We start from the raw sequence: 10,781 nt of genomic DNA on the forward strand, positions 1-10,781 counted from the left end.
CGCTCAGGCCTCCGTGGATTGTTGAGCAGGTGCGGAGCGACGCTTCAGCAGCGACAGCACCCAGACGAAGCAGATGGGCACGAAGATCACCCCCAATACGGTGGCGCTGAGCATGCCGCCGATCACGCCGGTGCCGAGGGCGCGCTGGCTGGCCGCACCGGCGCCGCTGGCCAGGGCCAGGGGCACCACGCCGAGGATGAAGGCCATGGAGGTCATGATGATCGGGCGGAAGCGCAGGCGCGCGGCTTCGATGGCCGCCTCGCGCAGGCCGCGACCCTGTTCCATCAGCTCCTTGGCGAACTCGACGATGAGGATGGCGTTCTTCGCCGCCAGGCCGATGATGGTGATCAGCCCGACCTTGAAGTAGACGTCGTTGGGCATGCCGACCGAGGTCACCGCGAGCACCGCGCCGAGGGCGCCGATGGGCACGATGAGCATCACCGACAGCGGGATCGCCCAGCTCTCGTAGAGCGCCACCAACAGCAGGAACACGACCAGGATGGCCAGGGCGAACAGTTGCACGGCCTGGCCGCTGGCGACCTTCTCCTGGTAGGAGAGGCCCGTCCACTCGTAACCGATGCCGGCCGGGGACTGGCTCACCAGGCGCTGGATCTCGGCCATGGCTTCACCGGTGCTGACGCCAGGTGCGGCGTCGCCGGCGATGCGGATGGTCGGGTAGCCGTTGTAGCGCACCAGTTGCACCGGGCCTTCTTCCCAGTGGGTGGTGACGAAGGCGGAGAGCGGCACCTGCTCGCCCTTGGCGTTGCTGACGTAGAGCTTGAGCACGCTTTCCGGCGTCATCCGCTCGCCCTGCTCGGCCTGCACCACCACGCGTTGCTGGCGGCCGGCGTTGGAGAAGTCGTTGATCACCGAGGAGCCGAACGCGGTGGACAGCGCGCTGCCGATGGTCTCGAAGCCGACACCCAGGGTGCGGGCCTTCTCGCGGTCGATCTCCAGGCGCAGCTGGGGCGCTTCGGCCAGGCCTTCCATCATCGCGTAGAGGATCTTCGGGTTGCCGTTGGCCTGGCCCAGCAACTGGTCGCGGGCGGCCAGCAGGGCTTCACGGCCGAGGCCGCCACGGTCCTGCAGGCGCAGGGAGAAGCCACCGGAGTTGCCGAGGCCGTCGATGGGCGGCGGGGTGACCGCCATGATCGCGCCGTCGCTGACACCGGCGAGGTTCTGGTTGGTCAGCATGGCTTCGGCACCGGCCGATTGCTCGTCGCTGCGCACGGACCAGTCCTTCAGGGTCGGGAAGGCCAGCGCGGCGTTCTCGCCCATGCCGGAGAAGCTGAAGCCCATCACCAGGAAGGTGTTCTCCACCGCCTCGCGGGAGCCCAGGTACTGCTCCAGCTGCTGGCCGGTGACGTCGGTGCGCGCACGGGTGGCGCCCGGCGGCAGCTGCACGTCGACGATCATGTAGCCCTGGTCTTCCACCGGTACGAAGGATTCCGGCAGGCGCAGGTAGAAGTAGCCAAGCACCGCCACCAGGCCGGCGTACACCAGCATGAAGCGCCCGGCACGTTTCACCAGGCCGCCGTTGAGGCGGGTGTAGCCCTGGGTGAGACCGGTGAAACCACGGTTGAAGGCGCCGAAGAAGCCGCGCTTCTCATGGTGCCCCTTGGGGATCGGCTTGAGCAGCGTGGCGCACAGGGCCGGGGTGAAGGTCAGGGCGAGGAAGCCGGAGAACAGGATCGACACCGCCAGCGACAGGGAGAACTGCTGGTAGATGACACCCACGGAACCGGCCATGAAGGCCAGCGGCAGGAACACCGCCGACAGCACCATGGTGATGCCGACGATGGCGCCGGACACCTGGCCCATCGCCTTGACCGTGGCGTCGCGCGGGGACAGCCCCTCCTCGGCCATGATCCTCTCGACGTTCTCCACCACCACGATGGCGTCGTCCACCAGGATGCCGATGGCCAGCACCATGCCGAACATGGTCATCATGTTCACCGAGAAGCCCAGCAGGTACATGGCCGTGAACGTGCCCAGCAGGCACACCGGCACGACGATGGCCGGGATCAGGGTGTAGCGCACGTTCTGCAGGAACAGGAACATCACCAGGAACACCAGCACCATGGCTTCCAGCAGGGTGTGGATCACCTTCTCGATGGCCACGCCGACGAAGCGCGAGGTGTCGTAGGGCACCGAATATTCCACGTCGTCGGGGAAGTTCACCGACAGCTCGGCCAGGCGCTGCTTGATCGCCTCGGCGGTCTGGATGGCGTTGGCGCCCGGGGACAGCTGGATGGCGCCCGCGACCGAGGGTTTGCCATTGAGGCGCGAGGAGAAGTTGTAGCTCTCGCTGCCCACTTCCAGGCGGGCGACGTCGGCCAGCTTCACCGAGGAGCCGTCCTGGTTGGCGCGCAGCACGATGCGACCGAACTCGGCCGGGTCGTCCAGGGTGCCCTTCACCGCGAGGGTGGCGGTCAGCTCCTGCTCGGTGCTGCCCGGCGAACTGCCGAAGGCACCGGCCGGCACCTGCACGTTCTGCCCACGGATGGCGGCGCTCACGTCGTCGATGGACAGGCCGTAGCCCACCAGCTTCTGCGGGTCGATCCAGACGCGCATGGCCGCTTCCGAGGAGAAGAACTGCAGCTTGCCGACGCCGGTCACCCGGCGCAGTTCGTTGTTGATGTTGCGCGCGGCGTAGTCGCCGAGGAAGGTGGTGTCGCTGCGCTGGGCACCTTCCTTGTAATTGAGGGCGTAGATGAGCAGGAAGCCGGCGCTGGTCTGCTCGACCTCGACCCCCTGGGTGAGCACGGCCTGGGGCAGGCGCGACTCGGCCTTCTTCAGGCGGTTCTGCACGTCCACCTGGGCCAGCTCCGGGTTGACGCCGGGCTGGAAGGTGACCACCACCTCGCCGGTGCCGTTGGAGTTGCTGGTGGACTCGAAATACAGCAGGCCCTTGGCACCGTTGAGCTCCTCCTCGATCACGCTGGTAACCGAGTCCACCAGCACCTGCGCCGAGGCGCCCGGGTAGGTGGCGGTGATGGTGATCTGCGGCGGCGCGACGTTGGGGTACTGGGCCACCGGCAGCATCGGGATGACCAGCAGGCCGGCCAGGGAGATGAACAGCGCCACCACCCAGGCGAAGTTGGGGCGCTTGATGAAGAACAGAGACATGGACGTTTCCTCGTGGCGATACCGGCCTTACTGGCGGGCTGCCTGTTGCTCCTGGGTGGGACGCGCCTCGACCTTGGCGCCCGGCTGCAGGCCGGTGAGGCCGCCGACGATCACGCGGTCGCCGCTGGCCAGCCCCTGGCTGATCTGCCAGCGCGCGCCCTGCATGGCACCGGTGTGCACGGGGCGGGCCTCGACACGCTCGTCGGCGCCGATCACCAGCACCAGGGCGCTGCCGTCGGCCGCCCGCTGCACGGCGCGCTGGGGCACCAGGATGGCGTTGGCATCGCTGCCCTGGGGCGCGCTCACCCGGACGTACATGCCGGGCAGCAGCACACCGTCGGGGTTGGCGAACTTGCCACGCAGGGACACCTGGCCGGTGCCCGGGTCCACCGAGACGTCGGTGAACAGCAGCTCGCCCTGGCGCTCGTAGTCGGTGCCGTCGACGTGGATGCGCAGCGCCTGGCTGTCGTCGGCGGAGAGCGTGCCGCCCTTGAGCGCTTCACGCAGGCGCAGGGCGTCGGCCACCGGCTGGGTGAAGTCGGCGTAGATGGGGTCGAGCTGCTGGATGCGCGCCATAAGCGTGGTCTCGCCCTGCCCCACCAGCGCCCCTTCGGTGACCAGCGCGCGGCCGATGCGACCGGAGATGGGCGCCTTGACCGAGGCATAGCCGAGGTTCAGGCGCGCGGTCTCCAGGTCCGCCTGGGCCGTACGCACCGCCGCCCTGGCGCTGCGCAGGTCGGCGGTGGCGGTGTCGAAGTCCTGCTGGCTGACCGCCTCGATCCTGGCCAGCGGCTCGTAGCGCTTGACCCGCGCCTGGGCCTCGAAGAGGGTCGCCTCGGCGCGCGCCAGCTCGCCCTCGGCACGGGAAACCGCCGCCTTGAGCGGTGCCGGGTCGATCTGGAACAACAGGTCGCCGACCTTGACGTCCGCCCCCTCCTCGAAACGCTTCTGCACCACGATGCCCGCGACCCGGGCACGCACCTCGGCCACACGCACGGGCTCGATGCGCCCCGGCAGCTCGGTGGTCAGCACCAGCGGCTCGGCCACCACCGCCACGACGTCCACCGGCCTGGCCACTTCAGCAGCCGCTTCCGGCTCGCCCGATGCCCCGCAACCGGCCAGCGCCATGGCTGCAACCCATACCGAGACGGTTCCTACTGCACGCAATCTGCCCATGTTTCACCCGGACCCTAGACTGGAAAGGCGCGCATGATCTTTCATAGATCTAAATGAGTCAATATTGTCTCATTTGAATCTTTTGTTATTAATCATGTCTTTCACCGTTGAAGCCCGAGGGTTTTTCTGCACAATGCGCCCAATCCGAAAATCAACGCAGGACCCTTCCATGGCGCTGACAGCACAAGACGAACGACTCATCAAGGCGCTGGCCGTCGCCTTCGTCGAGCGGCCGCGCGCCACGCTGAAGGAGCTGGCGGAAGCGGCCGGCGTGAGCAAGGCCACGCTGCACCGCTTCTGCGGCACCCGGGACAACCTGGTGGAGATGCTCATCACCCACGGCGAAACGGTGATCGGCCAGATACTCTCCGCCGGCGACCTGCAGCACGCCGAGCCGCTGGACGCGTTGCGCAGGCTGATCGGCGAACACCTGATGCACCGCGAACTGCTGGTGTTCCTGATGTTCCAGTACAACCCCGACACCCTCGACCCGAAGGCCGAGGACGATCGCTGGCAGAGCTATTGCGTCGCCCTGGACAGGTTCTTCCTGCGCGGCCAGCAGGAGGGGGTGTTCCGCATCGACATCAGCGCGGCAGTGCTCTCGGAGCTGTTCCTCTCGCTGATCTTCGGCATCGTCGACGCCGAACGCCGTGGCCGCATGGCCAGGTCCGGCTCGGCGGTGATCCTCGAGCAGATCTTCCTCCACGGTGCGGCGGCGCCGACCCGCGCCTGACGGCGAGAGTGGTCGCAGGTTGCCCCAGCTCCACCGAAGAGCGAACCGCCCCAGCAGCACTCGCGATCGGAGGGCCGCACAACGAAAAACGCCGCCTCCCCAGCAACGGGGAGGCGGCGTTGTTACAGGGGCGCAGCGGCGGTCAGCGCAGGCCGTCGACCATGGCGGCGGCGACGCTGAGCACGTCCTGGCCGAGCTTCATGGAGCGCTTGCCGTCCCAGCCCGTTTCCGGGTTGGGGTTGTCGTCGTGGTCCTTGAACGGCATCTCGATGGTGAACGACAGGCAGTCGAACTCCATGCCCACGGCGTTGCAGGCCAGGGTGGTGTTGGCCTTGCCGGGTTCGTCCTTCGGGTAGCCGTAGCGGGTCTGGAAGTCGGCGCCGATATCCACCAGGCGGTTGCGGAACTCGTCTTCCAGGCGTTCCAGGCGCTTGCTGTAGCCGGGGTTGCCTTCGCAGCCGGCGGTGAACACGTGGGGGATCTCCTCGTCGCCGTGGATGTCGAGGAACAGGTCCACGCCGACCTTGCGCATCTGCTGCTGGACGAAGAACACCTCGGGGCTCTCGGCCTCGCTGGCCGATTGCCAGGCGCGGTTGAGGTCCTTGCCGGCGGCGTTGGTGCGCAGGTGGCCACGGAAGGCGCCATCGGGGTTCATGTTCGGCACTAGGTAGAGGTCGGCCTTGGCCAGCAGCTCTTCCAGCTCGGCATCGGCCTTGCCCTTGAGGCGCTCGATGATGCCCTCCATGAACCACTCGGCCATGTGCTCGCCGGGGTGCTGCTGGGCGATGATCCAGACCTTGCGCTGGGCCGCCGGGTTGCGGCTGACGCGCAACAGTTGGATGTCGCGGCCCTCGATGCTCTTGCCGGTGGCGAACAGCTCGGCGCCGGCATTGGCCAGGGCGTCGGCGATCAGGCGATCGTGGCGCTCGCGGCTGTAGGGCTCGAAGTAGGCGAACCAGATCTGCCCTTCACGGGGCTGCAGGCCGAAGTGCAAGCCCTTCTCGTCGAAGTGGCTGGGCACGCGGAACCAGTTGACGTGGTCGTAGGAGGCGGCGGCGTTGTAGCCGGTCCAGGCATGGGCATAGGCGGACTGCCCGGCGTTCACCAGGCTGAAGTCGTGACGCTGGCCGGGGGTGAGGCCCTCGACCTTGAAGTGGAACCACTGGAAGTGATGGCTCTTGAGGTCCGGGCGCATCGCCAACAGTACGTGCTGGGGGTTGCTGGCGTCCTTTACCTCGATATTGCCGCTATCGAAGTCCGAGCTGATTTTCATGGCTACCTCAAAGGCTGTGGATCAGGGTTGCGCGCAAGGATGGCAGGTCGGCCATCCCTGGGAAACGCGCCAAGCGACAAAGAGTTGCGCAGATGGGGCTCAACGCGCCTCGAGTAGCGCCAGGCGCTCTTCGAGTTCGGCGACGCGGGCTTCCAGCTGTTCGATGCGTGCATCGCTGCCGGCACGGCTTTCACTGCGCTCCGGGGCGCTCTGGCGCGCAGCCAGCAGCTCTTCCAGGTCGCCCTTCTCGCCCAGCAGGTGCATGTAGCGGTCTTCGCGCTGGCCAGCCTGGCGCGGAATCAGCGTGACCAACCCACGGGCGACGAGGCGTTCGAGGTTGTGCTGCACCTGCTCGACATCGTCGAACTCATGCATGCGGCTGCTGCGGGTGAGCAGCTCGTTGAGGGTCTGCGGGCCGCGCAGCAGCAACAGGCCGAGCAGGATCAGCTGGCCATGCACCAGCTCCAGGGTCTTCTCGGCACGTTGCTCCCAGCGGTCGGCACGGCTGCCCATCACCAGGCGCGCCAAACTGCGCCCTTCGAGGCTGCGCATGCCCTGCCCCACCTGGCCGGCGGTCAGGTTCATCACCGGTTCGCGGCTGGTCTTCTGGTTGCTGGCCAGCACCAGGGCATTGAGGGTCAGCGGGTAGGACTCCGGCGTGGTGGCCTGCTTCTCGATGAGGCTGCCGAGCAGGCGGACCTCGACGGCGGAAAGGGGCTCGTTGCTGAAGGGGGTTTCGATCTCGCTGGACATGTCGCCATCCGATGGTGGGAAAGGGCCATAGCCTAGCCTGAGTGACCGCCCCTTTACACCGCGACGAGATGGCGGCGGGCCCATCACACGCGTTGTTTTCCTCGAACACTCGATACGCCAGGAAGCCGAACAATCCGCTTGAACAGGCCAATCAATCGAATTAATTGATTATTGTCATTTAACGAAAAAGACTTTTACAGTGCATTTCAGCACCCTAAAAACACACCACAAATATATCTAACTCATTGTTTTTAAATAAAATAAACACAACTATCGACGGCATCGATGTTGACCATTAGCCGTATCCACTTTTTTATCGATTTTCCATCCGTAACATTGGCCTCGTGTTCACTTTCAACCCCACTTGAAACCACGAGGCACCCAAAATGAAAAAGCAAATCCTTGCCAGCCTGTTCATCGCTTCCCTGTCCGCTACCGCGTTCGCCCTGCCCCAGGACGCCGCACAACCCCAGCAGACCCTTGCCAGCGGCGCTGAGCGCACCATCAACCGCCTGGCCGAAGATGGTTCCGCCCGTACCCCTGCTTTCCGTGTTGCCGAAGACGGCTCCGCTCGCACTCCGGGCTTCCGTGTTGCTGAAGACGGTTCCGATCGCACTCCCGGCTTCCGCGTTGCTGAAGACGGCTCCGATCGCACCCCGGGCTTCCGCGTTGCCGAAGATGGCTCCGACCGCACTCCCGGCTTCCGTGTTGCTGAAGACGGTTCCGACCGCACCCCGGGCTTCCGTGTTGCCGAAGACGGCTCCGACCGCACTCCCGGCTTCCGCGTTGCCGAAGATGGCTCCGACCGCACTCCCGGCTTCCGCGTTGCCGAAGATGGCTCCGACCGCACTCCGGGCTTCCGCGTTGCTGAAGACGGTTCCGATCGCACTCCTGGCTTCCGTGTTGCCGAAGACGGCTCCGACCGCACCCCGGGCTTCCGCGTCTCCTGATTAGGCCGTTGCACAGCTTGCAACCCGACCCAGGAACCACGCGCGAGGTCTGAGCGATGTACCCAGCCCGTAAATGCTGAAGGCGCCCATAAGGCGCCTTCAGTGCATCTACCCTTCCCTCTTTCTCTATCCCGCGTTCATTCCTGCCCGACGCCTTCCGGCGATTGCAGTGGGCGCAACGGAATCGGCTGCGACATGACGATGGATGTGCGCGTCTCGCCGAAGTGATTGATGCTGCCGACGAAGCGCTCCAGGTGGCGGATATTGCGCGTCACCACCCGCAGCACGAACGAGTCCTGCCCCGTGACGTGGAGGCATTCCAGCACCTCGGGCATCTGCTGCAACAAGGCGACCAGCCGCGCCTTGTCCGGCTGGGGCGTGGTCATGCCGATCAGCGCCATCACCTCGTAGCCCGCCTGCTCGGCGGAGACGCAGGCGCGATAGCCCTCGATCACCCCGGCTTCCTCCAGCCGCTTGAGGCGCTCCGAGGTGGCCGGCAACGACAGCGCCACCCGGTTGGCCAGCTCGGTAAGGGAAATCCGCCCCTCGGCCTGAACGGCCTGGAGGATTTTCCAGGATTTGGCATCAAGCTCCATGATTAAGGTCCTCACGGGTAAATACGAGAGCATTTCAGGCAAAGTACGATAACTACCGTAGCTTCTGCATTCAAAGCCGCTTCAGTGGCCCGCAAAATAATGCCATCCCGCCACCTGCCCGGTACCGCCCGATGGACTTAGCGCTGTTCTTCAAATCCGCCTTGATCGGCCTCTCCATCGCCGCGCCGGTGGGGCCCGTCGGCCTGCTCTGCATCCAGCGCAGCCTGCTTCATGGGGCGCGCATCGGCTTTCTCAGTGGCCTCGGCGCTGCATTGGCCGACGCCTGCTTCGGTGCCCTGGGCGCCTTCGGGGTGCAGGCGCTGATCCAGGGCTTCGTGGCGCTGGCCACGCCCTTGGCGTTGCTGGGTGCGGGTTACCTGGCGTGGATGGGCATCCGCCTATTGCGCACCGCGCCTGCTCGGCAAGCCGCCAGCCTGGCGGAGCCCGGCAGTGGCTGGCGGGCGCTGGCCTCGGTCTTCGCGCTGACCCTGACCAACCCCATGACCATCCTCGCCTTCGTCGCGGTCTTCGCCGGCCTGGGCGCCGGCGCCGCGCCCGGCACGGCGAACGCGCTGTTGATGGTCGCCGGGGTGTTCTGCGGTTCGGCGCTGTGGTGGCTGGCCCTGGCGCTGGGCGTCGCCGCCGTGCGCCACCGCCTGGATGGGCGCCTGCTGCGGCGCATCGACCAGGTGGCGGGGCTGTTCCTGCTGGGCTTCGCCGCCTGGCAACTGGCGCGTGCGCTGGGGCACTGAAGGCGTTCCCACGTAGGTCGGGTGCAACCCGGCACGTTCATGCACAACGCCACGCGGGTTTCACCCGCCCTACGGTTATGCGCGCCTGTATGACCACAACACAAGGTGGGCTCCCATGGGGCCCGTAGCATCGGGCTGGGGCATTGCGTAGCCCGGGCTTCAGCCCGGGAGCGGAGTCGCCAGCACCCCGTAGGTCGGGTGCAACCCGACACGTTCATGCACACAACCACGCGGGTTTCCCCCGCCCTACGGTCGCGCCCAAATGACCGCGGCACAGGGTGGGCTGCTGGCGCTTAGGCCATCTGCGTGATGGTGCGGCGGAAGCGCGTCAGGGCCGCGAGGAAGAAGGCACTGCCGATGCCGATGATGGCGAGGAACTGCGGCCAGACGATCTCCAGCCCCGCGCCGCGATAGAGGATGCCCTGTGCCAGGGCGACGAAGTGGGTGGTGGGCGCCGCCAGCATGATCTGCTGCACCAGCTCGGGCATGCTCTCCCGCGGCGTGGTGCCGCCGGAGAGGATCTGCAGCGGCATCAGCACGAGGATGGTCAGCAGCCCCAGCTGCGGCATGGAGCGCGCCACGGTGCCAAGGAAGATGCCCATGGAGGTGGTGGCGAACAGGTGCAGCGCCGCCGCCACCAGGAATAGCCCGAGGGAGCCTTCGATGGGCACTGCCAGCCAGCCGCGCACCACGAACACCAGCGACAGCGCGGCGGCCACCAGCACCACCGCGCCCATGGACCAGACCTTGGCCAGCATGATCTCGAACGCCGACAGCGGCATCACCAGCAGGTGCTCGACGGTGCCGTGCTCGCGCTCGCGGATCAGGGCCGCGCCGGTGAGGATGATCGACAGCATGGTGATCTGGTTGATCACCTCCATCACCCCGCCGAACCAGGCCTGGGTCAGGTTGGGGTTGAACAGCGTGCGTACCGTCAGCTCCGCCGGCATCGCCTTCGCCCCCCGGTAGCGGGCGACGAACTCGTTGACCTCGGTGGAAACGATGTTCTGGATGTAGCCCGCGCCGCTGAAGGCCTGGCCGATCTGCGTGGCGTCGACATTGAGCTGCACCGCCGGGTTGCGGCCGGCGAGCACGTCGCGCTGGAAGTCGGGCGGGATGTCCAGGGTGAAGGTGTACAGGCCGGTGTCCATGCCCCGGTCCATGCGCCCCTGGTCGATCAGCTCGGGCACGCGGAAGTACGGTGGCTGGAAGGCGTTGACCAGGCGCGTGGAGAGCTGCGAGCGGTCCTCGTCGACCACGGCGATGGGCGCGTGGTGCAGGGTTTCCGGAATGCCGGTGGCGGAGCTGTACACCCCCAGGCTGAAGGCCCAGAGGATCAGCACCAGCATCGCGTAGTCGCGCTGCAGGCTGCGGAACTCCTTGAGCCCCAGGTGGAAGATATTGGCCAGGCTGCGCATG

The 10,781-nt window shown here is 66.5% G+C and carries 9 protein-coding genes; 3 read left to right on the top strand and 6 right to left on the bottom strand.

Annotated elements, in window-relative coordinates; genetic code table 11:
- Positions 1 to 3 precede the first annotated feature (3 nt).
- The gene (locus ACXI0U_RS10485; protein WP_479550201.1) at positions 4 to 3,129 is read right to left on the bottom strand and encodes a multidrug efflux RND transporter permease subunit; all 3,126 of its coding nucleotides are present in this window, start codon (positions 3,127 to 3,129) and stop codon (positions 4 to 6) included.
- A gap of 27 nt (positions 3,130 to 3,156) precedes the next feature.
- Positions 3,157 to 4,305, bottom strand: coding sequence for a MexC family multidrug efflux RND transporter periplasmic adaptor subunit (locus tag ACXI0U_RS10490; protein WP_479550202.1), 1,149 nt, complete (start codon positions 4,303 to 4,305; stop codon positions 3,157 to 3,159).
- Positions 4,306 to 4,474: 169 nt separating this feature from the next.
- Here ACXI0U_RS10490 and ACXI0U_RS10495 point away from each other — a divergent pair, with 169 nt between their 5' ends.
- Positions 4,475 to 5,038 carry a TetR/AcrR family transcriptional regulator gene (locus tag ACXI0U_RS10495; RefSeq protein ID WP_111262674.1) on the top strand — a complete coding sequence of 188 codons (564 nt, stop codon included), beginning with the start codon at positions 4,475 to 4,477 and terminating at the stop codon, positions 5,036 to 5,038.
- 142 nt (positions 5,039 to 5,180) lie between these two features.
- Here ACXI0U_RS10495 and ACXI0U_RS10500 read toward each other — a convergent pair whose 3' ends face one another.
- Entirely contained in the window at positions 5,181 to 6,311 is a 1,131-nt protein-coding gene (locus ACXI0U_RS10500; RefSeq protein ID WP_479550203.1) for a M14 family metallopeptidase, read from the bottom strand.
- 99 nt (positions 6,312 to 6,410) lie between these two features.
- Positions 6,411 to 7,064, bottom strand: a complete 654-nt coding sequence (locus tag ACXI0U_RS10505; protein ID WP_263404470.1) for a YceH family protein — start codon at positions 7,062 to 7,064, stop codon at positions 6,411 to 6,413.
- 386 nt (positions 7,065 to 7,450) lie between these two features.
- On the opposite strand from ACXI0U_RS10505, the gene ACXI0U_RS10510 reads away from it, so the two are divergent.
- On the top strand, positions 7,451 to 8,014 hold the full coding sequence (locus ACXI0U_RS10510; RefSeq protein ID WP_043244782.1) for a hypothetical protein: 564 nt from the start codon (positions 7,451 to 7,453) through the stop codon (positions 8,012 to 8,014).
- Positions 8,015 to 8,151: 137 nt separating this feature from the next.
- On the opposite strand, the gene ACXI0U_RS10515 is transcribed toward ACXI0U_RS10510, so the two are convergent.
- Complete coding sequence (locus ACXI0U_RS10515; protein WP_443096611.1) at positions 8,152 to 8,643, bottom strand: Lrp/AsnC family transcriptional regulator; 492 nt, start codon at positions 8,641 to 8,643, stop codon at positions 8,152 to 8,154.
- A gap of 98 nt (positions 8,644 to 8,741) precedes the next feature.
- Here ACXI0U_RS10515 and ACXI0U_RS10520 point away from each other — a divergent pair, with 98 nt between their 5' ends.
- A complete protein-coding gene (locus ACXI0U_RS10520; protein WP_479550204.1) occupies positions 8,742 to 9,362 on the top strand; it encodes a LysE family translocator in 621 nt (206 codons plus the stop codon).
- 293 nt (positions 9,363 to 9,655) lie between these two features.
- Here the strand turns inward: ACXI0U_RS10520 and ACXI0U_RS10525 are convergent, their stop codons facing one another.
- Positions 9,656 to 10,780, bottom strand: a complete 1,125-nt coding sequence (locus ACXI0U_RS10525) for an ABC transporter permease (RefSeq protein WP_479550205.1) — start codon at positions 10,778 to 10,780, stop codon at positions 9,656 to 9,658.
- Between the last annotated feature and the right edge of the window lies 1 nt (position 10,781).

The organism is Pseudomonas sp. C9D1 (assembly GCF_056491235.1).

Excerpts from the sequence above, each read along its gene's own strand:
- ACXI0U_RS10485 (WP_479550201.1), bottom strand. The coding sequence starts at position 3,129 with ATGTCTCTGTTCTTCATCAAGCGCCCCAACTTCGCCTGGGTGGTGGCG.
- ACXI0U_RS10520 (WP_479550204.1), top strand. The coding sequence starts at position 8,742 with ATGGACTTAGCGCTGTTCTTCAAATCCGCCTTGATCGGCCTCTCCATC.
- ACXI0U_RS10495 (WP_111262674.1), top strand. The coding sequence starts at position 4,475 with ATGGCGCTGACAGCACAAGACGAACGACTCATCAAGGCGCTGGCCGTC.
- ACXI0U_RS10500 (WP_479550203.1), bottom strand. The coding sequence starts at position 6,311 with ATGAAAATCAGCTCGGACTTCGATAGCGGCAATATCGAGGTAAAGGAC.
- ACXI0U_RS10525 (WP_479550205.1), bottom strand. The coding sequence starts at position 10,780 with ATGCGCAGCCTGGCCAATATCTTCCACCTGGGGCTCAAGGAGTTCCGC.
- ACXI0U_RS10515 (WP_443096611.1), bottom strand. The coding sequence starts at position 8,643 with ATGCTCTCGTATTTACCCGTGAGGACCTTAATCATGGAGCTTGATGCC.
- ACXI0U_RS10505 (WP_263404470.1), bottom strand. The coding sequence starts at position 7,064 with ATGTCCAGCGAGATCGAAACCCCCTTCAGCAACGAGCCCCTTTCCGCC.
- ACXI0U_RS10510 (WP_043244782.1), top strand. The coding sequence starts at position 7,451 with ATGAAAAAGCAAATCCTTGCCAGCCTGTTCATCGCTTCCCTGTCCGCT.
- ACXI0U_RS10490 (WP_479550202.1), bottom strand. The coding sequence starts at position 4,305 with ATGGGCAGATTGCGTGCAGTAGGAACCGTCTCGGTATGGGTTGCAGCC.